This is a genomic window from Snodgrassella communis, assembly GCF_914768045.1.
Taxonomy (GTDB): Bacteria; Pseudomonadota; Gammaproteobacteria; order Burkholderiales; family Neisseriaceae; genus Snodgrassella; species Snodgrassella communis.
Genome location: NZ_CAJZCD010000007.1, coordinates 38,237 through 61,777 on the forward strand (window position 1 = coordinate 38,237; position 23,541 = coordinate 61,777).

Here is a 23,541-nt window from a genome sequence, read left to right on the forward strand (position 1 = left end):
TACGTATCAATTAACAGCAAGTCTGAAGCTTAATTCTCACATACCATTAAATTACATAATCCACTAGTTCCGGCAAACTGAACATAGTTAGGCGTTGTGGTTTGAACCACACCGTTTGTGATGGTTGCAGAGCCAGTGTGCGGAATTCTGCTGGTGACAGCCACACCTGTATACGCTGTTTATTATCCTGTCGCCGTAGCCACAACCTGATCTGTGCACCGATAACATGTATTTCTTCTACAACTGCAGCCGCAATCACATTATCCTGAATACGAGTTAATAGCTGTATTTCCTGCGGACGCACATAAACAGCCACATTCTGACGCGCATATTCATTCATGGTGACCGGTTCGCAATAGCTGCCCAGACACAGTTGTCCCCATTCAATACAGGCATCTTCAAAAACATTCACTTCTCCCAGAAACTCGGTAACAAATACATTCCCCGGATTATCATACAAAGATGCAGCCGCACCACTTTGCTCAATTTTGCCCTGATTCATGACCACAATCTGATCTGCCATTTCCAGAGCTTCTTCCTGATCATGTGTAACCAGCACACTGGTAATGTCCAACTGATGGTGAATTTCTACCAGCCACTGGCGTAACTCCTTGCGTACCTTAGCATCCAGTGCACCAAACGGCTCATCCAGCAATAGTAGTTTTGGTTTAGTTGCCAGTGCCCGTGCCAGTGCAATACGCTGGCGCTGGCCACCGGATAATTGCTGAGGGTATACCTTTGCCAGCCACTCCAGTTGTACCAGCTGCAATAATTCCTCCACCCGTGCGACTATCTCTGCTTTACTAGGGCGCAAGCGGCGTGGCAATACCTGCAAACCAAAAGCAACATTATCAAACACTGTCATATGGCGAAACAGCGCATAGTGCTGAAACATAAACCCAACCTGCCGCTCACGCACATGCAGATTGCTGACGTCCTTATCCGCAAAAAACAGTTCGCCCGAATCGGCGTATTCCAACCCGGCAATAATGCGTAACAAAGTAGTTTTCCCACAGCCGGAAGGGCCAAGCAAAGCTGTCAACGAACCAGACGGCACCTGTAAATTAATATCCTGTAAAGCGTGATAATCACCATAATATTTGTTTAAATGTTTAATACGAATACTCATAATCGCCACTCAACACAGTACCTTACCGTTTAATCCGTAACTACTACCTGCCGACGTTGAGCATCCGTGTACAAACGTGCCTGATGCCAGTCGAGAAATTTCTGTAATATCAAAGTACATAACGCCAGCAAAGCCAGCAAACTGGACACAGCAAACGCACCTACTATGTTGTATTCGTTGTACATCATCTCTACCAGTAACGGCATAGTATTCGTTTCACCACGAATATGACCCGAAACCATACTAACCGCTCCAAACTCACCCATCGCACGCGCATTAGTCAGAATAATGCCGTACACCAGTGCCCATTTCAGATTGGGTAAAGTGATACGCCAGAACATTTGCCAGCCACTGGCACCCAGTATCATTGCCGCCTGCTCTTCACTGCTTCCCTGAGCCTGCATTAATGGAATTAATTCACGCGCTACAAATGGAAATGTTACAAACAGAGTAGCCAGCACCATGCCCGGAACGGCAAAAATAATCTGTATTCCATGCGCAGCCAGCCAGCTACCAAACCAGCTATTACTGCCAAACAACAATACAAACATCAGCCCAGCGACAACAGGCGATACCGCAAAGGGCAAATCCAGCAACGTTGTCCACAACTGTTTGCCACGAAAAGAAAAATGGGTTAACAACCATGCCAGTGACACCCCCAAAACCACATTAATCGGCACCACAATTAGAGTAATCAACAATGACAATCGAATAGCTGCCAGTGCTTCATCATCAGTCAAAGCAGCCAGATACAATTGCCAGCCTTTTGCCAGCGCAAAGCTGAATACCGACAACAATGGCAGCAGTAACAGCACACCCAGAAACAGCAGCGTTATGCTAATCAGCACATAGCGCAGCCAGCGCGGCTCAGTGAGCAATTCATTAGTTTTAACGGTACTCATCAATATCGCCCCTGCGTACGCCGGCTCAAACGCCACTGCCATAAATTCAGCGTAAATAAAATAGCAAAAGAAATAATCAGCATAAATAGCGCTACCGCTGCTGCGGCCGGTAAATCAAACAGTTCAAACTTACTGACAATAATCAGCGGCAGAATTTCCGATTTAAACGGCACATTCCCTGCTATAAAAATAACTGAACCATACTCACCAGTGGCACGCGCAAAAGCCATACCGGCACCCATTACCAGTGCCGGCAAAACTTCCGGCAACAGCACTCTGAATATAATTATCAATCTGGATGCACCCAATATCGCTGCCGCCTCCTCATATTCTCCCGACAACTCAGCCAACACCGGCTGCACGGCTCGCACCACAAATGGTAAGCTAACCAGTAGTAATGCCAGCCAGATGCCTGTCGGCGTAAATGCTATCTGCCAGCCAAACCGGGCAAATATTGCACCTATCCAGCCAGTAGGTGCATATAAAGTAGCCAGAGCCACCCCCGTTACCGCTGTCGGTAATGCAAATGGTAAATCCACCAGAGCATTGACCAAATCCTTGCCGCAGAAGTGATAGCGTACCAGCACCCATGCCACTAACGTCCCCAGCAGTACACTGGCCAGCATCGTCAGTAAAGACATTTTCAGCGTCAGCCATACCGCAGCAAGGGTTCGCGGTTCAGAGATTACCCGCACAAAACCCTGCCAGCCCAAATCAGTAACCGTCCACACCAGCATTGCAAATGGTAATAACACCAATAATGACAGCGATAGCACACTCACGCCCAGACTAAGCGTAAAACCGGGCAATACAGATGGCTGTTTCAATAACAGCATAACTTTTTCTCCCAGAGACCCGACAGAAACCAGCAATACAAGCAGCAGTACGGTAAAAAATACCGGCACATATTGGCTTCTTCTACTCAAGCTACGTACCAGTAGCAAAACACATCAAACCAAACAGCAACATCGCCCTGCTGTGCTACAGGCACCAACAATATAAAAGGCGGTTCGGACAATTGAGAAAGAATATATTCTTGTAACCTAAGAAGCAGTAGTTATAACCCATTACCAAATCAACAGTATTGCCGGCAGCATCACCACGTAATATCATAGAGAAAGCTATTCAACATAAACATAGCAATCTGCAAAAGCGAGAAAACCATGCCAACACCCCTTCTGGACAAACATAAAGATGCCCCTTTATCGGCAGACATCAACTTTCTGACTCAGGCATTATTTAACATCCTGCAACACGAAACTACCGCAGCCGTCCAAACCATATTACGCCAGCTACACAATGGCAACCAGCCACAAACCACCATCCAGCAGGCTCTCCCCACCCTCGACCTGCGCCAGCAGCAAGACCTGATTCGCGCGTGCAGCCTGTTTGCACAAGTATTAAACATCGCCGAAGATGCCCATCATGAACGGCGGCGACAAGCATACGACAACAACAGCCAGCACCCCGGGCGTACCAGCTTTATTCGCGTTATCAACCAGATTCAGCAGCAGCATATCAACACCTCCGAGCTGGAACAGACCTTACAGCACACCAGCATCAGCGCCGTTCTCACTGCCCACCCTACCGAAGTACAACGCCAATGCATTCTTTGTTTCCATCGTCATATCCGTACCATCCTAAACGAACGAAACCGTACTGATAAACATCACAGCGAAGAATTACAACAACAGACTGAAGCAATCCTGCTGGCTTTATGGCAGACAGATGAAACACGTCATTTCAAAATCAGCGTGAGCGATGAAATCTACAACAGCGTAACCTATTTTCCATTAAGCTTTTTCAAAGCTGTACCCGCACTGTATCGCAAGCTGCAACAGAAACTTGCCAGCGTCTACCCGCAAGCCAGCCTGCCCAATGTACTCAGCATAGGTGGCTGGGTTGGAGGCGATCGTGACGGTAACCCCTTCGTCAATGCCGATACATTAAAGGAAGCCTTCACCTTTCAGGCTAATACCCTGTTTCAGCATTATCACCAGTGTCTGGATGAACTGCACCAGCTATTGCCCCTGTCATCTCGCTGTGTTCAGGTTGATCACACCGTACTACAGATGGCCGAACAGTCACCAGATACGGCCACAGCACACAAAGAAGAACCCTATCGGCGTGCCCTCACCTATATACAGGCACGCCTCAGTGCCACAGCACAACAACTGGGCATCCACTCAGACAGCACACACCACAACCTGCCCCCCTATCAACAGCCGGCAGAATTACTGCATGAACTCAATAACATCTCCAGCTCACTGCAACAAAATGGCAGTGCCCTGCTTAGCCACGGCAAACTGGCCGATCTGATTCGTTCTGTTTCCCTGTTCGGCTTTCATCTCATGTCTATAGACTTACGCCAGCATGCAGCCAAACATGCCGAAGTTGTGGCCGAACTGTTCACCCATGCCGGTCTTGAAACCTTTCAGACCTTAAGCGAAGCAGCCAAACAGCGCGTACTGTTACGTGAACTGAGCACCCAGCGCCCCCTGTATAGCCCTTATATTCAGTATAGCCCCCACACCATGGGCGAACTGGCTATTTTCCAGACTGCTACCTATATCAAACAACACTATGGCGAAACAGCCATCAACCAGTGCATCATCTCTAATACCGAAACCGTTAGCGACATACTGGTAGTCGCATTACTGCTTAAAGAAACCGGCCTGCTGAGTATCAGTAACGAGAAACCCACCAGCCGTATCAACATCGTGCCCCTGTTTGAGACTATTGATGCCCTGCACAATTGCCTCGACATCATGGATAACCTCTTTAACCTGCCTTGGTACCGTGCATTCCTACACAGCCGCGATAACCTGCAAGAAATCATGCTGGGTTACTCTGACAGTAATAAAGATGGCGGCTATGTCACCAGCCAGTGGGCACTGTATCAGGCTGAATCCAGACTGGTACAACTGTTTGACCGCCATCATATCCGCCTGCGCCTGTTCCATGGTCGCGGCGGCAGCGTTGGTCGCGGCGGAGGGCCGTCTTTTGATGCCATCATGGCACAGCCAGCCGGCAGCGTGGCCGGACAAATACGCATTACCGAACAAGGCGAAGTCATCACCGCCAAATACGCCGACCCCAGCAATGCCGAACGCAACCTCGAAGCACTGATTGCCGCCACCCTCGAAGCCACCGTATTACCACCACAAAATAGCGAACCCGACAGCAAACTAATGAACGCACTGTCTGCCAGCGCATTCAAATACTACCGCCAGCTGATTACCTTTCCCGGATTTATTGATTACTTCCTGCAAACCAGCCCAATTCAGGAAATTGCCAGCCTCAATATCGGCAGCCGCCCTGCCAGCCGTAAAACACTGAGTAAAATTCAGGATTTACGCGCCATTCCGTGGGTATTTTCCTGGACTCAGAATCGCCTCATGCTACCAGCATGGTATGGTTTTGGCAGTGCCGTAGCCGACCTCATCGAACAGGACAGCAGCAATCTGCAACACTTACAACAACAGGCACAACACAGTCCTTTTTTCCAGACCATGCTTTCCAATATGGATCAGGTGATGGCAAAAGCCGATCTCACCATTGCCAAAGCCTATGTCAGCCTTGCCAGCGATCAGGAGGCCGCCCAAACTATTTACAGCATGCTGGCGAACGAATTCGAACGCAGCCGACAAGCCTTACTCAACATTCTGCAACGCCAACACTATCTGAGTGACAACCGTACACTGGCACGCTCACTGGCCTTACGCATCCCTTACCTGAACACCCTAAACTGGCTTCAGGTTCATTTGCTGCAACAACTGCGCCAGCAACCGGATAACAGCGAAATACTCCAGCTTATCCACCTAACCATTAACGGCATTGCTCAGGGATTACGTAATACCGGCTAAATATCATAGGCAGAGCAGCGGATAGCCCATCTGCATCTGGGTGTCTATCAATCCTCTGCTTACCAAACCATACCCAATCCGGCATCTGCATTTCAGCCCTGAATAAAGTATTTAAATACCCAGATAAAAAACCACGTATAAATTGCGCAATAAGATCAAAATCGCAATTGCCCCAGCAAAATCCGCCATAACCCCAGAACAGTCGCTTGAAATAGCGCCACAACGACCCAATTTAATTAAACAATTCACCTTTTTGCCGAGGAAAAAACATGCAACCGGAAAACAACACCGAAAACGAAACTCAGGTTAACGATAACACCGAAATTACAGAACCCACTGTTGCTCCCGAACCCACCATCGAAAACTTACAGGAACGCATTAACGAGCTTGAAGGACAACTCAAAGACGAACAACTGCGTTCGCTCGCAACCGAACAGAACCTGCGCCGCCGCCATCAGGAAGAACTCGAAAGCGCACACAAATTTGCCGGCCAGAAATTTGCCAGCGCCATGCTGCCGGTTAAAGACTATCTGGAAATGGCACTGCAAGACCAGAGCGGCAACTTTGATGCCCTGAAAATGGGCGTACAAATGACCCTTACCGAATTACAAAAAGCTTTTGAGCAGTCCAATGTGAAAGAAATCGCCCCCAAAGCTGGTGACAAACTTGATCCGCACCGCCATCAGGCGTTACAAAGCGTAGACAGCGAACAGGAACCCAACACCGTGGTTTCCGTTATGAAAAAAGGCTATACCCTTGCCGACCGCGTATTGCGCCCAGCCATGGTAACCGTAGCCAAAGCAGCTGACGCAGAATAAACCTGCTTACACAAAAACCGTCAGGCACACCCAAGGTCTGACGGTTTTTTATGTATACAGTTTCATCCCCATCCAATTAAATTACGATTCAAAGAGCAAAAACATGCCGTTCCGGCTATCCATCTGAGCAGTAAAACTGTACCTGAAATTATTGCTCAGCAATCACATCAATAAACACCAGCGGCTCCTTACCTATATTGGCCAAAGCATGAGATTGCCCCTTACGCGCAATCGTCACATCACCAGCCTTAACCTGATAAGATTTACCATCAGAATCAGTAAACAGACCTGTTCCAGAAACAATAATATAAGTATCCTCATTATGCTCATGCCGATGAAAACCGATTGAAGCACCCGGTTGCAACGTCATCCAGCCAATCTCCTTGATCGCCTCATCCCTCTTTGCCGCATCTCGTCTGAAAGCAAACTGCCCATACAAAGTACCTTTACCACCAGCCGCCGCATCACGATTAAAATCAATCAATTCATCTTTTAAATAAACATCAGCCCATACCGTACTGGCCATAGCAGCCAGCATCAATGCAAGCAACCATCTGGCAAACATCATTCCACCCCCATATCAAAATTTATATATTTAATTAAGTCTTTAGTTATAACTTCCATATTTTGCTCCATGAGATTAGATAATTCTGCTATATATTGAAAAATACCATTATTTATTTCCTTATTTTCTTCCTTAATAATATCAATCAGAGTATCTAAAGCTAATCCATATTCACCATAATCAACAAAATCTTTTATTTCATCTATTTCTTTAGAGATAAAACTCTTATTTAGTAAAGAAATTAAATTACCAAAATTTTCTTCTACATCCTGATATTCAATATTCATTTAATGGCTGTCTTGAAACAAAAGTCACTTATAATCCGGCCATACCTTTTCAGAATCAAGCCGAGTAACATTACACACCAGGATTACTTCACACGCTCCCGCTCCCCTGTCAGTGCGTGACAATGACGATAACACATACCTATTTCCCATATCGACCCTAACCAGCCAACCATCCACACGAACATTATCCCCAACCTTAATACCACTAATCTGAGTAGCTATTTTTTTATTTGCCGGAATCAAATGGACATTCGAAGCATTCAGGTACATATCATCATAAGAATATGGCATAGAGCCCCCATCTTTAGTGCCGGCAATACCACCAAAACGGGCTCTCTGCTCAAATTTCAGGCGCTTTACTACCTTTTCATTAGCCATAAATCCCCACCCCACAAACCAGTCAGTTGTAGAGATACTAGCGTGTTCATCATAAAGATAAGAAGCGCGATGTAGTACACGTGCGGGCATACTAAACCCAGCCAAAGGAGTCATTTTCACTTTTGGCAACACAAATGGCTGCATTCCTGTAGGTACTTCTGTTTGCAATGGTTCATCACCCATAGCCATCGGCGGAAACTGCGAACAATCCACACCAGCATTTAAATATGCTGGCATAACCACCCGTGGTGAATAAGGTGAAAATCGCCACCAGCCAACACATAATAACAAAATACCTATCAATAACTTCCGATATTGATAAAAAAAATCCATGACAAACCTAAGCAAGAATATTTAATCCAGATTTTAGTTTTATACCAAAAATAATATTTCTATCTTAAACAACTGACAAAAATTAATAGTCAATAAATATTAAAATAAACATTCTAAGTGTGTAGCGCCCGCCTAAAAAAACAAAAATATAACCAATCTGTCTGATTATTAAATTTAATTGTTCTTGCCTATTACCAATTAACCAAGTATAAACGCACAGTACCAATATTACCTCATATTGTAAAAAAGGATAAAATCCATGCGTTTATCAAGCCTGTTTTTTATTTTTATCTGCATAGCCATAAAAATGGCCATGGCAAAAGAAGTAGTATTACCGGTAACCTTTACCAAAGATACCCATATTGCCAAAGTAGTCTTAAATATCAACGGTAAACCAAGCCAGTTTCAGCTTGATACAGGTTCACAGACAGCCTTGCATTTACCGCTAAATACACTGCAACAACTGCCAGATACGACCAAAAACCAAAATACCAATAAAAGTCTGGATTTAAGTGGAAAAATTAATGAAACACAAAAATTTCTGATAAAACATCTGGATATAAACGGACTTAACTTTGACAACATCAATGCAGAAGAACTGAAACCATGGGGCTGGAGTTATTCCAGCACTACGGAACAGGCACCTGCACCAGATGACAACCTGCCAGTTATCGGTTTGCCACTCTTTCAGAATCACATCTTTACCCTAGATTTTGCGCACAAAAAAATCATAATCGACGATGGTCAGGATTCTACCCAGATAAACCAGCAATGGATTGCTTTCCCCTACAACATTCATCCCAAAGAAGGCATTATCATCAACCTTACCGACCAGAAAAAAACATACAGCCTTGTTCTGGATACCGGAGCATCAATGTCCTTTATCAAAGGAAAATCACTGCCAGCATCATTCAACAGCAGCAATAAAACACCCGCAGCCAAATCCGAAGAAGCCACACTACGCCTGAATAAAAAAGGCAATCCCCAGACAGTTAAAATCATTCTGACTAACCCATCCATCCGTAAAATCCCCATTCGGGCGGCTATTATGGACGGTATGCCTGACCAATTTGAATCAGACGGCTTACTCGGCGTAGATTTCCTGAAAAAATATAGCGTGAAAATAGACCAGAAAAACCAGCAATTATGGATTAAACCGGCTATCTGAAATGCGCATACAAGACTAAGACAACCAGTTATATTGATTTATAAAAAGCTATAGCTCCATTATAAACTTTACTTATATAAACTTTAATTATAAATTCAAAAATTAGAATGGAATGTTATTTTGTTAAATTAACAATCCATTCTATCCATTTTGTCACAGTAGAAGCACGTCGCCTAAAAGTATCTAATGAGCGTATATTATACAAATTTGATTTTTGCATGATTTCAATAATTCTACTCTTCGAAGGCATTGTTCTGTTATTTTCGATATATTCTTTTAATACAAGATTAAATACATTATGTTGCAAAATTAGCTTACAAAATGACAACTGACGGTCTTTATAACCTACTTCTAATATCGATCTGCCTTTTTCTGTTAAACAATAACTAATCTCATCAGGACTTTTATTAACTAAACCTAAATATATGGCTGCATTAGTATAATAACCAGTTTGACGTTTAGTAAATGCATAGTTTATTGTTATTTCACTATGGCTTAATTCTTTTGCCACCAGTAGCTCACAGATATTAATTACTCGTTCAAATGTATTTGCCTGAGGGAAAGGAACTTTCGGTTCATCATATAATACAGATGTTTCTCGCATTACTTTTTCAATATCAAGAAATCTTATTTTGGTATCTTCAATAGTATATTTTCTATGCTTAATCAATATTAAAGAATTATAATATTCAAAATTTTGAAATTCATACTCATAAAAATTATATATACCATTAGAGTATATAAAAAATATTGGACGTACTGGTTTCTGAATACGTTTTTTCCAAACCCGATATGGATAATATAATTGCCTGATTAAAAAGTCCTTAGATATATCTAGCTTTGCTTCTATCAAAGCTAGTGAATGATTACCTTCGTATCCAGCATCAATTTCAATCTGTGATTTATCCACATAAATTCGTTGGGTTGAATGACATACATTTTTACCCTGCTTATCCAAATTGATAAAAAAATCAAAAGCACCCGATCCAGCTCTACCTGACACAGTGGGTTTAATTTCATTTTCCTGCAAAAAATCAGCAATAATACCTGAGGTAAAAGCACAATTTAAAGCCATCGCCTCACTGGTTATATTGGATAAATCCAGACTTTGAATATAATCTGGTAAATACATTCTTGTAATGGGTGTATCAGCCTTCACCTGTTCCAAACTCTGATACGCCTGAAAATTACCTATAATATAGCTACCACGAGTAACCGGTAAAATAGCAAGATGATTTTCAGAAAAAATTTTAGGCAGATTGACGAAATGATCAAATTTTGCCATTAATCTCGGTTCTTTTATTTTTTTTATTTCTTTTGCATCAATCTTAAAAAAACCCTCTCCCTCTATCCTTTCGAGAATATTATGTTCTTCAAATAGGCTGCACCAAGCTTCACTAATACTTAAATTTTTAAATTTACTCATAATTTCTTACAATAATCTCCTGCATTTTACCTCTACTTGACAAATTTGCTCCTACTAAGCGTCTGGCAGAAACAATTTTTATATTATATTTGCTATATTGTTCACAAATAAAGTCTGTTGCCGAATTCGACAACATAAATTTAATTCCACGCTCATTCAGCTCATCACAATACCTACGTAACCTTATTTGCTCTTCTCGAGAAAAACCACCTTTGGTATAACTGGTAAAGCTAGCGGTAGCAGATACAGGATCATAAGGTGGATCAAGATATACAAAAGCATTATCAGGTAGGTTTCTTAAAATTTCGGCGTAATCACCGGTACTAATAGCTATCTCTGCACTATTCAAATAACCATTAATAGCCCTTAAAACAGGCTCATTAACAATATTAGGATTTGCATAACTGCCAAATGGCACATTAAATTCACCTGAAGCATTAACTCTGAACAGACCATTAAAACATGTTCTGTTTAGATAAATAATCCGAGCGGCTTTTTCAATATCGGAGAGCTGAGCATACGAATCCTTATTTCTATCCCAGCTGCGTACCTCATAAAAATGTTCTTTATCATTCTGAAATGTCTTTAGCCGCTCAATCAACGCATCAACATTATTCTTGATAACAGTATAAACCTGAATCAGTTCATGATTGATATCATTAATGCAGGCTAATTGTGGTTGCAATGCAAAAAACAATGCACCACCACCTACAAAAGGCTCACAGTAGACAGAATAGTCTTTTGGTAATAAAGGAATTAAAGTATCAAGCAATTGACGTTTACCACCTGCCCATTTTAAAACTGGGGATATCAATTGATTTTTACCATATCTCATATTTAGTAACTCTTTATTTCAATGCCGATTAATCTAATATCACAGTGATCGGAACAAGTAATCTACCGGTTCTGATATTTGTTTACACTTCAATTTACTATCACTTACCACTTATCCATATATGTAATTTAAATAATCAACATAAAACAAAAAGCATTATCATATACATCTTAATAAACACCCGATCTTAATCATTATTTACAATATAAACACTAAGATCAGACAGGGAATTTCTGCTTACTTCAACATCGAGCTCAAAAACGCCTGTGTCCGTGCATGCTGCGGATTAGCAAAAAAGCTTCTCGCTTCACCCGATTCAACAATCACACCTTTATCCATAAACAGCACCTTGTTGGCTACTTCGCGCGCGAAGCCCATCTCATGGGTTACCACCACCATCGTCATCTTGTCTTCAGCCAACTGCTGCATCGTTTTTAATACATCACCAGTCAATTCCGGATCTAATGCAGAAGTAGGCTCATCAAACAGCATAATCTGTGGCTGCATAGCCAGTGCCCGGGCGATGGCAACACGCTGTTTCTGTCCACCGGATAGCTGCGATGGATAACAATCCTGCTTGTTTTCCAAGCCCACTTTACGCAGCAGCTCCTGCGCCAGTGGCACAATTTCATTACGCTGCATTTTTTTCACCGTGATCGGTGCTTCTATCACATTCTGCAACACAGTCATATGCGGAAACAGATTAAACTGCTGAAATACCATACCCATGCGCGCACAGATATTCCTAATCGTCTGTTCAGGCGCATAATGGGCACGATTATGGCTGTTATTCTGCACCAGAAAATCGTTTTCAATCGCAATGCTGCCGGCATCTACTTTTTCCAGATAATTCAGACAGCGCAGCAAAGTAGATTTACCGGAGCCGGAAGAACCGATGATGGCAACCACTTCCGAGCGTGCCACCTGAATATCCACACCTTTAAGCACTTCCACCTGACCAAAGGCCTTGTAAATACCGCGGGCATCTATCATTAAATCAGTCGTCGTAGCGTGCATAGCGTTTCTCCATTTTCTGGAAGCCCCAAGTCAGAATCAGGGTCATAATCAGGTAGAAGGCAGCCGCCACAGAAAACGGCATCAGATTGAATTCACGCTGTACCAGCTGATAAGTTACCCGCATCACATCCTGCAACGCCAGTACATACACCAGCGAAGTATCCTTAACCAACGTAATGGTTTCATTGCTCAATGGAGGCAGGATTTTCTTCCACATTTGTGGCAGAACAATGCGGCGCATAGTTTGACCATAGCTCATACCCAGCGTTTTTGCTGCCTCATATTGCCCCTTACCTACGCCCTGAATACCGGCACGGAAAATCTCAGCAAAATAGGCCGCATAATTGAGCACAAACGCCACCACCGCCGTAGTATAAGCAGGCAGCAGAATATTGACTGCCGGCAAAGCAAAATAAATAAAGAAAATCTGCAACATCAGTGGCGTGCCACGCATCACCCAGATGTAAAAATTAACAATGTAATCCAGCGCTTTAATGCCAGACAGACGCAAGAGTGCCAATACCAGACCCAACGGAATAGACAGCAGCAGGGTAATGGCAAACAGACTGAGGGTAATTTTTGCCCCCGTCCATAATTCTGGCAGCATATTTAACACATAATTCACGTGTAATCCTTAAAACAACAATAACGCTGCCTAAACAATTCACATTCAGGCAGCGTTGATTCCAGAGTAAAAACAGCATTTATTTGACGATGTCTTTACCGAACCATTTTGTAGCAATTTTAGCAGATGTACCATCAGCTTTCATACTATCCAGAGCAGCCTGAATTTTCTGCTCCAAAGCCTGATCATCCTTACGGAACGCCACAGCATACTGCTCAGTACCGAAATCATCACCTAATAATTTATATTCATTCGGTTTTTTCGAAACATAATAACGGCCAACCACCTCATCTACCACCAATGCATCCACACGTTTGGCCGACACATCCATCAAAGCAGTCACATTATCAGAATATTTCTTCAGTTCTTTAAAAGATTTCACCACATTTGGCTCAGCTTCTACCGCATCCACCGCACTGCTGCCATCCTGTACACCAACGACTTTCCCAGCCAATTGCGCTTTGGTATTAATACCACTATCAGGACGCACAACAATAATCTGATGATTATCCATATATGGTTTAGATAACAATAACTGCTGTTGCCGCTGTGGCGTAATAGTCAAACCATTCCAGAGCATATCCACACGCTTACTGTTAAGCTCAGACTCCTTGGCGCTCCAGTCAATAGGCTTAAGTTCTACAGCAAGACCGGCGCGCTTGGCTGCTTCACGCGCCATATCAATATCAAACCCAACCAATTCATTCTTTTCGTTGCGAAAACCCATGGGCGGAAAGCTGTCATCCAGCCCCATGACTACCGTCTTACCTTCACTGGAGCCCGTTGTACCGGAAGTAGACTCACCACCACAGGCAGCAAGCGCCACCGCAGCCACAGAGCTCAATAAAAATTTACGCATGGCGTTTTGCATATAAAATTCCTGATTCAAGGTAAATAGATAATTGTGTCATACACTATACCGGAATTTTTTTACACTTTCACCTGCCAATACTGAAAGCTTCAATTGCTGCCAAAATACTAATAGTCAAAACACAGCACCAGCAACTAAAGACATAATTAACTTATACAATGAGCAAATTATATCAACCAGAAAACAGGCTAATCATGCCGAATAACTTTCCGCTGGTAAATAGTATCCCATATGCAAACCCATAATACACAGCCTGAAATAGTTATCTATAACAAACAGAACAACTTCAGAATCAAAGCCTTATTCCTATTAATTTTTCAAATAGATTCATACCTTTAAAACTGAAATTAATTGCATCATTCTCCACCAGCCATTAAATATTCAGCCCAAACAATGCACATCAAAATTAACTTAAGCCACTGCTGAATGCACAGAGTGATGATCCATACGGAAAAACAGCCTGCCATCCTCTTCTATACGCCGGATTGGCCACTGATACACCTCACTGAGTAAATCAGACTGCATCACATCCTGCGGTGTGCCAGAAGCAACTATCTGCCCCTCATTCATCAATACAATAAAATCGGCATGATTGGCAGCCATAGTTAAATCATGTAACACCATAACAACCGAGAATTCAGCATGGTGCTCACGCAAATAATGCATCAAGCGATGCTGATGGCGAATATCCAGATGATTGCAAGGCTCATCCAGCAATAACACCGGTGCATTCTGTAACAGAGCACGCACCACATTAGCACGCTGCTGCTCACCACCAGACAAACGGCCAATACGTTGCTGTGCCAATGGACGCAAATCAAAAACATCCAGCAGATGCTGTAATTTTGTGGTCGGTGCCTGTGCTTTCTTAAACCAGCTATTATGCGGGCAACAGCCAAGCTGCACATATTCAGTCACCGTAAGCGGTAAATTATATTGTCCGTGCTGCCCTACCCAAGCAATCTGCCCACGCTTCAAATTACTGCCCACAGAATCCCCGCGTAACTGTACACCAGTACCATGCAAACCCAGCAGCGCACGCAATAAAGTAGATTTACCCGCACCATTCGGCCCGATAATACTGGTATGCTGACTGGCCGGCAAATCAAGCTGTGGAACGGATAAAATACAGCGGCCACGTGCTTGCACCTGCACATTACGAACAATAAACAAACTCTCCATACCCCGCTCCTAACGCCGCAACGGCTGCAAAAACAGCCACAGGAAAAACGGCCCGCCAAGTAAAGCAATCACAATACCTACCGGCAAATCTACCGGATAGCTCAACCAGCGTGCCACACTGTCTACCAGCAATAAAAATACCGCTCCCAGCCAAGCAGATAACAATATAATCCGGCGTCGGCTGCCGCCCCAGCTACGGGCAATCACATTCGGCACCATCATACCCAGAAAACCAATAATACCCGCCAGTGACACCGCAGCACCTGTTAATAGCGCTGCGCCGATAACCGTCCACATCCGCGTACTGCCTACCGCTACCCCCATACTGATGGCTGTTTCTTCACCCAGCATCAGAATATCCAGCCGCCGTCCAACCACCAACAGTATACCCAGCCCCAGCAACATCACAGCCAATGCATACCAGGGCGCAGTAAAACCAGATTCAGCCAGACTACCAGCCAGCCAGTTGGTTGCACTGCGCAAAACCATATCATCCGACATAAATAAAATCAGACTCACCAGCGCACCACAAAAGGCACTGATTACAAAACCCATCACCAGCAGCCCCAATGTCCCCCCACCAAACAAACGATGTACCGTCAGAATCAGCAAACACACCAGCAGTGCACCGAGAAAAGCGGCCAAAGGTACAGTTACCATCCCCCAGCCAAAAGCCAGAACAGCAATCACCCCCAATGCCGCACCACCAGACGTCCCAATCAGACTCGGGTCTGCCAGCGGATTATCAAACAACGCCTGCAATGCTGCACCGGCAGCAGCCAGTGCGGCACCGACAATAAGCGCCACCAGTATCCGTGGCAGCCGGATACCAAGCGTAATTTCATCCAGCGACTGTGGCCACTGCCATCCGCCCATGCCCAGCCCCAGACAGAACCAGCTCAACAACAGACTAAATAACACAGCAGCAATGCCCCAAACCAGTTTAGGCCAGAACGCACGTCTTACCACAGTCGAATCAGCTATACTCATCGTTTGCTGCACTTGTGTCATCATTATTGTGCCAGCTTATAAAGTTTAGAAATAACCTGCGGCGTATTCAGACCGTAACGAAATAAATCATTTGATGGCATAAAATAGATTTTATTCTGTTTCACTGCCGGTGAAGCAGCAATTTCCGGTCGCTTGGCTAAGCCTTGCATACCGCCAACCAGTTTTTGATTACGCTCAGCAATCAGAATAATATCCGGTTTTGCCGCCAACCAAGCCTCACGTGACATCGGCTTCATACCCTCAATGGCAGCAGCTGCATTGATGCCACCAGCACGTCTGATTAACTCATCTGCTGCGGTACCACGGCCGGAAACATAACGGCCATCATAACTAATCAGATAACGCTTACCGGTTTTCGGCATCTCCTTAACCTGACTTAGCCAGCGACTGGCCAATGCATTGGCTTCACTACTTTTACCAATAAGCTGACCAACCTTACGAATACCAGCAGCATAACCATTAATATCCTCTTTCGGCGCAACATTCACGGCCATAATACCCACCCGGTTCAAATTGGCATAAATACTGGCTGGCTGAGCCATCCACGATCCCAGAACAAGAGTCGGTTTTCTGGCTGCAACCGGTTCCACACTTAGCCCGTGAAACAGACCAATACTGGGCACATTCTTTAAGGCCGGATTGGTAGAAGCCATCTCACGGCCTACTACATCTTTAGTACCACCCAGCTCCACCACAACATCAGCCACATCTGGCGTCAATGTAACAATGCGGGCAGCAAATGCAAACGGAAAAGCAGCGCACATTGCCGCTGCCAAGAGTAATCTTTTCATGCTTTACCTTTTTAATTACCAGCAATACAGCAGCAGACAGGCCTGCTTTAGCTTATGATTACTTAACATCATCGCAATAATACCTATCTGCCCTTGGTCAATTAGCCTGCTAACAAGTCATCCGTAAACTGGTGCCATGATTGCATTTCATCATTGCCCTCCTCGCGACGACCAAAAATCTGCACCACAGTCTGACGATTCTTGTCGAAACCCTCAATACAGGTAACATAGCCTTCACTAATCGGGCGACGTACGACCCATGTTTCCACAATATCACCATCGCGCAGGTGCAAATCAAAACCCTCTTCCGGCACCTTCGCATCCAGTACATTCAGATAGCCATGTGAACGCACCACATTATGCACCTTACCAGTCTGAATCTGCACCAGCCCGCGGTTACCAACAAAGACCATAATTTCCAGCTTATTTGCCTGTGCGTGTTCTAATACCTGCTCCCATACACCGCGATCCACCTGTTTAGTACTACCGGCAGGCGCATGACGGTAAGATTGCTGGCGGTCAATCTTAAATGTTTCCAGCAAACCACCAAAATGATGTACATCTTTCAGCTCATTCCAGCGCTCCTGAAAAGCCAGCTCACGCTCTGGAGACAATGGCTCCGGCACCGTAACACTAACCTCTGGCGCCGGTAAAAATTCCGGCTTACCCGTACTTGCAAACTCATCAATCAGAGCCTGCCATGCCCCCAGTTTAGCATCATCACGCATGAACACCTTTTCAATATTCACACCATATTCATCAAAAAACTGAATTGAACGCATAGTCTTATCGCCCATTACCAGCGTTATGGCCAGCGCATGATGCCAGTTATGCAGAAAAAAACGTAAATCCAACCCACCTACATTCAGAGCCAGCCCCGTACGCGCAGTCAGCGTAACATGCTCATAAACACCGATTTTCTCATGCACCGCTGCATCATTGCGCACCACACTCAACACCTCACCCAGCGTTTCCAGCTTCAGTACCAGCTCGCGGATCCGGCTACCCAGATAAACCGAATCAGGCGCATCTGCCATTAATGCCCCCTCACTCACGCCCAGATCAGCCGCAGCCTGACGCGGGAAATACATTCCCCCTTCTACCGCTGCTTTTTTATCCAGATATTGTTGCCATAAACTCATGTTTTATTCCTTTACAAAATTATTATTAGTAGCAGATTGATTTAAAACGTGTAGCGTAAACCAACATTAAATGTCCGTCCCGGCGCTGAATAGAAATCAGCATTATATTTATTTAGCTTAGTGGCATTACCATCACTCTGGCCGGAAGTCCCCGCCTGACTGTTCACATTCGGCATCATGTACGCGATATCCGCCCAGTTCCAGTATTTTTGATTGAATACATTATTAACACCGGCGCGAAAGCTCAAATGCTTAGTCGGCTTCCAGTAGCCCCCAAAATCAACTAAAGCATAATTCCTTGATGGATTGTAATATCCCGTATTCTGCAAATCACCGTCATCCTTCTTCGCTACATAAGTAAAATCCAGATTCGCGCCCCAGACATCACCCTCATAAGCCAAACCCAACTTCACCTTAACCGGCATAACAGAATTCAATGGCTGATCAACACCATTCTGACGAATCGAACCACGCGAATAGGCAATCGACCCACTTGCTTTCCAGTCTTGGGCAAAATTCCAGCGCGTATAGGCCTCACCGCCATAGATATGCGCTTTACTGAAATTCTGCGCCTGCAATACCAGCGTTTGATAGCGGCTCCACACCGCCGGCAATGACACCTGATCAGCAATATTCACATAATCAATGAAATTCTTATAATGATTATCGAATCCGGCTATACCATATTCGAATATATTATTTTTGCCACGTATACCCAGTTCAAAATTATTAGCCGTTTCTGCCTTCAAATTCGGATTACCCCAAGAACTGTAATTACCCGGATTCCAAGAAGAGGCCAGTTGCTGTGAAGATGGTGCATTAAAGCCACGTGCATACTGGAAATAGGGCACCAGCAAAGGACTTATCTGATAGGAAATACCCAAGCGCGGCGTAATTGCACCTTGATGCTTCTTACGCAAATCCCCGATACTATTATCAGTTCCAGTAAAAAAACCACCATCATCAGGTTTCATATTATAGTAATGCGCCGACACACCCGGGCTTACCACCAGATTCCCCCACTGCAAATCACCATCAACATACATACTGGTGCGAATAGTCTTATTATCTGCATTCGGTTTTGATCTGGCATAATATCCCTGCCAGTCACTGCTTAATTCATGACGAGCAAAACTTAACCCATAACGCCAGTCCTGATTCAAACCACCACCATCAAAATGAGCGCGCCAGTCAGTAGTCAACCCCCATACCTTATCCCGATTGCCAAATTCAAAAGCACAGCGATTTCTTACCCCCGGAATCATACTGCTACACCCGCGGACATACTGGCGGTGAGTTACCGAATCAGTTTTGGTTTGCTGCCAGTAAAGCTGCGTTTTACCCTCATAAATTAACCCTTCACCACTATAAAAATCATGCCCCAGCGAAAACCGCGTTTTCTTATTATCATCTGCGCCACCAATATCCGTATAAGACCGATTAACCTGTGACAGCGAATCAGTCCACTGATTACGGCTCAGATATTCAGCCGTAAAATTAATAGCATTTTTATCATTAATATCAAACTCATGCTTAGTCAGAAAATAGCGACCATTGTGGTCAACAGGATCTGCCTTGGTTCGCAATGCCCCTTTGCCACCAACATCACCACGATTATCTGACTCATTACCCTTACGATAAGTACCCAGCACCATACCGCGCCAGTAACCATTTTTCAAAGCGGCCGCACCAGTTATCGCTGTAGATCTATCCACACTATTGTATTGAGTATCAACATAGCCGCCCTGATTTTCTCCCTGCAAAATTTCATCCGCAGACAGCGTTTGCATAGCCACCACGCCACCCAAACCAAAGCCACGGGCATTCTTACTGATATCCACACTACTGAGTGCAGAAACATCCATAAAATTACCACGCCCAAAAATAGCATACTGTCCTGTATGCTTCATTTCATTCGCCTCCGGCAAATCAATACCATCAATACTCATCGCCACACGATTACCACTCAGACCACGAATATTCACACTGTCATTACCCTGTCGCGTCCCCTGAGTATCCAGCACTTCCACACCCGGAATATCCCTTAATGCAGTTTTCAAATCCACTGCACCTTTTTTCTGAATAGCCTCCGCCTTAACCTTAGTACCTTTAAAAACACTGGGGGCGACTGATTTTGCCTCAACATAAACTGTTGGCAAATGAACCACACCCTCAGCATATCCCATTGCCGGCAAGCCGATACAAACTATAGCCAGCGCAATAATATTGGGTGAGCGACGCATAACAAATTAACCCCTTTTGACGAGATTTAATATAAAGACAGCACATTGTAAACAATAATCATTATCTTATACAAGTAGTAATAGGAATTATTCTTATTATCATTAAATCCCATTATCTAAACACCGGCCTGAGACCAATTACACCAGTCTCATACACTAGCCAGCAAGTATCGATACACAGTAAACACAGATCATTTCATCATTGCGCCAAAACATCTTGCTTCAAATACCATAGTTTGCAAGTCAATAGCGCATTCATAACATACAACGCCATAACCAGCGCTGAAAATATTACCTATTCAAATCAAATAGAAAAGACTTAAAAACCACCACACCGTCTTCACAGCTAAAAATGCATACTCTGTATAATTACCTTATAGCTTGAACTTATTCATAGCAGCAACAGCAGAATAAATACTACTCATTAATATCCAATTCATATCTGCTCAGCAAAAAATTGCCGTCTATGAATAACATCAAAATACCAATACCATAACAGCTATAATAAAATCACCTGATATCCCAGATAACCATGCAGCTTGGCCGTGCTTTCCAGCATAAACCCCTTACCAAACCCAAAGCACAGACCTTTGATTTTCTGGTAAACGATGGTGGCTTATCCGCTATCCTGCCTAACGGAACAGCAAAACCGGATAATAAGACCAATACAAACCAAGCAAATAAATCAAATACGAAGAACATAACAGGCGCAATTCAATTGTTTTTATACTGCAAAATAATTAAAATAGATTTAATTTAGTAAATAATCGATTCTGAATTTAGTGGCTGGCTAACAATCCCGATTGCCACAGTAGTGCAGAAAAAAGTAAAGAGGTGATTATCTTGAATAAAAACACCGCAGCACATACATTCTCGCTGAAAGAGCGAATCTATCTTTTTTTTTCATCATTTTATTGCCACTTCTCAGCATTCGCCTAAGCTTTCACCTTTACCCCTCGCCACAACAGCTTGAGAGCATCAATCAGGAAATCATTCAGCTTTCATTGCAACAGCAGGCATTGCAACAGCAGGCATTGCTACAACAGCCTGAAACCCCTAATAATTACAGCCAGCGTTGTGAAATCACAAACAAGATTAAACAGCATAACTTCACACTGACGTATGCCAAACCACTCGCCATAGGCGGCATATTTAGCGGTGGCATGTGTATCTTTACCGGTGTGATTGCTTTACTCCTCATTCAACGCTTAGGTCGAAAAGCTGGCAAATCTGGAAAACAATTGCACACTAATTTTACCAGTGCTTCATACATTATGCGGGCTATTCTACTGATATTGCCCATCAGCCTTTTTCTGTCTTTTTCATCCAGTCTTTTTATACTCACCGATGGTTTAATACTGACTAAATTAGCCATTGGCCTGATTGCCGTGGCAGGATTATGTCGCTCCATTTGGGAAATTTATAACAAAAAGAATATTACCGCAGAAACCAGCGTAAACGGCGTACTTATCACATCAGAAACCAATCCCAAACTATACAAACTGATTGAGAAAATCGTTCAGAAGCTTGAATTAAACGTTATGCCAGACAATATAGTATTTTGCATAGGACATGGCTTTAAAATAAGTAATCAAACAATTTATCTGTATCCGCGCCAAACCATATTGACTGGAAATACCTTATATCTTGATAGTACTTATATCAATTATTTAACCTTAGCCGAGTTAAGCAGCATAATAGCACATGAATTGAGCCATATTGCCAGCAATGACCCGAGCCTGCCTAAAAACTTTTATCGTCAGATTGACAGATTAACCGAAACCATTACTTCTTTTTCCCGATCCCGTTTATTCTATCCCGCATATCTGTTATCCAAACAATATTACTGCTCATTCAACCGAGCAATACGGCAATGGAATTGTTCCAGAGAATATAGAGCAGATTCAAATGCTTTAAAAATCATCCCCAAAGAGTACCTTGCCTTAGCATTAAGTAAAATACACCTTCTGCAAGTGCCCATCAATCAGGCACTGGATAATTATTACCATAACGCACATACAACCCATCTGCCTTTAGATTATGTTACCCACTATGTAGCACAATCAGAAATACCTTCGCTTAGCAAACTGCTAAAAAAACAACCTTCTGTTTACGACACCCACCCGACTTTAGCTCAACGGCTATCTGCCATTAAATATCGCGAATTAAATCGCCTGTGTGGTTTGCTTATCAGCATCAGCCCAACCACACTGCTAACAGAGCTGTTCAGTCATGAAGTAAACGCCCTGCAAGCAAATTACCAAAAAAATATACGGAAAATAGCTGAAACCAATATCAACTATCTTAAAAAACACATCAATAATCATCAGCAAACCATTACCATAAAACAAGGCGGGATTATCAGATTATTGCTGCGTTCCTTACTGGCAAGCCTGTTTATCTTAATAACATACGCCTTTTTAATAGCTGATGAAAAACACGATTCTGAATGGCTAATAACCGTCATTATCCTTTCAATAATCAGTATTTTCTGTTTACGCAGATGCTACAAAATGTATCAATGTATTGGTTCGCCACTGCTTACCATCACACCGCAAGGATTAGTCCTCCCCTGCTTCGAAAAAGCCATCCCTTGGGAGCAGATAATCCATTATCAGATAAATGAAATTATGTATAAAAAACTAAACATTTATCTCAGTCCTGCATTTAACCCGGGCAAATTTAAAACCGGTGGAGCAAAAATAAAATATAACAGACAAAATAATCATATCCAGATAACTGCCTATGAAATCAAAGGCAAAATAAACTTACCAGACTGCGCCCCTTTAATATCAAACTATATAATAACAGCTACAGCCCGAGTAGAACTGCAACTATTTACACAGAACAAAGAATAATCAATACATCGCAACAGCAGCTAGCAGAAGATTTTGATAGCGTATTGAAACAAATCGTTCTTGTGAATATATTTTTAAAATTAAAAATTTACAG

Annotated in this window: 21 protein-coding genes; 5 read left to right on the plus strand and 16 right to left on the minus strand. The window is 43.5% G+C overall.

Annotated elements, in window-relative coordinates; genetic code table 11:
- Positions 1-46: 46 nt before the first annotated feature.
- Genes MJ761_RS07980 through cysT form a run of 3 tightly spaced genes read right to left on the minus strand, consistent with a single transcriptional unit; the run spans position 47 to position 2,867 of the window.
- On the minus strand, positions 47-1,129 hold the full coding sequence (locus tag MJ761_RS07980; protein ID WP_093092638.1) for a sulfate/molybdate ABC transporter ATP-binding protein: 1,083 nt from the start codon (positions 1,127-1,129) through the stop codon (positions 47-49).
- Positions 1,130-1,158: 29 nt separating this feature from the next.
- Positions 1,159-2,031, minus strand: coding sequence for a sulfate ABC transporter permease subunit CysW (gene cysW / locus MJ761_RS07985; RefSeq protein ID WP_093092636.1), 873 nt, complete (start codon positions 2,029-2,031; stop codon positions 1,159-1,161).
- Entirely contained in the window at positions 2,031-2,867 is an 837-nt protein-coding gene (cysT, locus tag MJ761_RS07990) for a sulfate ABC transporter permease subunit CysT (protein WP_093092707.1), read from the minus strand. Before cysT ends, cysW begins: the two co-directional genes overlap by 1 nt.
- A 327-nt stretch (positions 2,868-3,194) precedes the next feature.
- On the opposite strand from cysT, the gene ppc reads away from it, so the two are divergent.
- A complete protein-coding gene (ppc, locus tag MJ761_RS07995) occupies positions 3,195-5,897 on the plus strand; it encodes a phosphoenolpyruvate carboxylase (protein WP_093092634.1) in 2,703 nt (900 codons plus the stop codon).
- A 269-nt stretch (positions 5,898-6,166) separates the two neighbouring features.
- On the plus strand, positions 6,167-6,715 hold the full coding sequence (grpE, locus tag MJ761_RS08000) for a nucleotide exchange factor GrpE (RefSeq protein WP_093092632.1): 549 nt from the start codon (positions 6,167-6,169) through the stop codon (positions 6,713-6,715).
- A gap of 148 nt (positions 6,716-6,863) precedes the next feature.
- On the opposite strand, the gene MJ761_RS08005 is transcribed toward grpE, so the two are convergent.
- Genes MJ761_RS08005 through MJ761_RS08015 form a run of 3 tightly spaced genes read right to left on the minus strand, consistent with a single transcriptional unit; the run spans position 6,864 to position 8,278 of the window.
- On the minus strand, positions 6,864-7,253 hold the full coding sequence (locus MJ761_RS08005) for a cupin domain-containing protein (RefSeq protein ID WP_239392899.1): 390 nt from the start codon (positions 7,251-7,253) through the stop codon (positions 6,864-6,866).
- Positions 7,254-7,279: 26 nt separating this feature from the next.
- Positions 7,280-7,567 (minus strand): MafI family immunity protein, encoded by a 288-nt coding sequence (locus tag MJ761_RS08010; RefSeq protein WP_093092628.1) that lies wholly within the window; start codon positions 7,565-7,567, stop codon positions 7,280-7,282.
- Between the two features lie 24 nt (positions 7,568-7,591).
- Positions 7,592-8,278 carry a hypothetical protein gene (locus MJ761_RS08015; protein ID WP_093092626.1) on the minus strand — a complete coding sequence of 229 codons (687 nt, stop codon included), beginning with the start codon at positions 8,276-8,278 and terminating at the stop codon, positions 7,592-7,594.
- 259 nt (positions 8,279-8,537) lie between these two features.
- On the opposite strand from MJ761_RS08015, the gene MJ761_RS08020 reads away from it, so the two are divergent.
- Positions 8,538-9,446, plus strand: a complete 909-nt coding sequence (locus MJ761_RS08020; RefSeq protein WP_093092624.1) for a pepsin/retropepsin-like aspartic protease family protein — start codon at positions 8,538-8,540, stop codon at positions 9,444-9,446.
- Positions 9,447-9,561: 115 nt separating this feature from the next.
- Here MJ761_RS08020 and MJ761_RS08025 read toward each other — a convergent pair whose 3' ends face one another.
- From MJ761_RS08025 to MJ761_RS08070, 10 genes are all read right to left on the minus strand, one after another.
- Positions 9,562-10,872 (minus strand): type II restriction enzyme, encoded by a 1,311-nt coding sequence (locus MJ761_RS08025; RefSeq protein WP_093092622.1) that lies wholly within the window; start codon positions 10,870-10,872, stop codon positions 9,562-9,564.
- Positions 10,865-11,707, minus strand: coding sequence for a DNA adenine methylase (locus tag MJ761_RS08030; protein WP_093092620.1), 843 nt, complete (start codon positions 11,705-11,707; stop codon positions 10,865-10,867). Before MJ761_RS08030 ends, MJ761_RS08025 begins: the two co-directional genes overlap by 8 nt.
- A gap of 237 nt (positions 11,708-11,944) precedes the next feature.
- Positions 11,945-12,724: an amino acid ABC transporter ATP-binding protein gene (locus MJ761_RS08035; RefSeq protein WP_476749651.1), complete on the minus strand. Its 780-nt coding sequence runs from the start codon at positions 12,722-12,724 to the stop codon at positions 11,945-11,947.
- Positions 12,705-13,349, minus strand: a complete 645-nt coding sequence (locus MJ761_RS08040; RefSeq protein ID WP_037406818.1) for an amino acid ABC transporter permease — start codon at positions 13,347-13,349, stop codon at positions 12,705-12,707. Before MJ761_RS08040 ends, MJ761_RS08035 begins: the two co-directional genes overlap by 20 nt.
- 79 nt (positions 13,350-13,428) lie before the next feature.
- Positions 13,429-14,220, minus strand: coding sequence for an amino acid ABC transporter substrate-binding protein (locus MJ761_RS08045; protein ID WP_218060217.1), 792 nt, complete (start codon positions 14,218-14,220; stop codon positions 13,429-13,431).
- Between the two features lie 411 nt (positions 14,221-14,631).
- A complete protein-coding gene (locus MJ761_RS08050; protein WP_093092616.1) occupies positions 14,632-15,402 on the minus strand; it encodes an ABC transporter ATP-binding protein in 771 nt (256 codons plus the stop codon).
- Between the two features lie 9 nt (positions 15,403-15,411).
- A complete protein-coding gene (locus MJ761_RS08055; RefSeq protein WP_093092703.1) occupies positions 15,412-16,392 on the minus strand; it encodes a FecCD family ABC transporter permease in 981 nt (326 codons plus the stop codon).
- A gap of 23 nt (positions 16,393-16,415) precedes the next feature.
- Positions 16,416-17,204, minus strand: coding sequence for a heme/hemin ABC transporter substrate-binding protein (locus MJ761_RS08060; RefSeq protein ID WP_093092614.1), 789 nt, complete (start codon positions 17,202-17,204; stop codon positions 16,416-16,418).
- 101 nt (positions 17,205-17,305) lie between these two features.
- A complete protein-coding gene (locus MJ761_RS08065; protein WP_093092612.1) occupies positions 17,306-18,346 on the minus strand; it encodes a ChuX/HutX family heme-like substrate-binding protein in 1,041 nt (346 codons plus the stop codon).
- Between the two features lie 41 nt (positions 18,347-18,387).
- Positions 18,388-20,589 (minus strand): TonB-dependent receptor domain-containing protein, encoded by a 2,202-nt coding sequence (locus tag MJ761_RS08070; RefSeq protein ID WP_093092611.1) that lies wholly within the window; start codon positions 20,587-20,589, stop codon positions 18,388-18,390.
- Positions 20,590-21,121: 532 nt separating this feature from the next.
- Here MJ761_RS08070 and MJ761_RS08075 point away from each other — a divergent pair.
- Positions 21,122-21,349 carry a hypothetical protein gene (locus MJ761_RS08075; RefSeq protein WP_093092609.1) on the plus strand — a complete coding sequence of 76 codons (228 nt, stop codon included), beginning with the start codon at positions 21,122-21,124 and terminating at the stop codon, positions 21,347-21,349.
- A gap of 154 nt (positions 21,350-21,503) precedes the next feature.
- Positions 21,504-23,447: a M48 family metalloprotease gene (locus tag MJ761_RS08080; RefSeq protein ID WP_141683432.1), complete on the plus strand. Its 1,944-nt coding sequence runs from the start codon at positions 21,504-21,506 to the stop codon at positions 23,445-23,447.
- Positions 23,448-23,541: the final 94 nt, after the last annotated feature.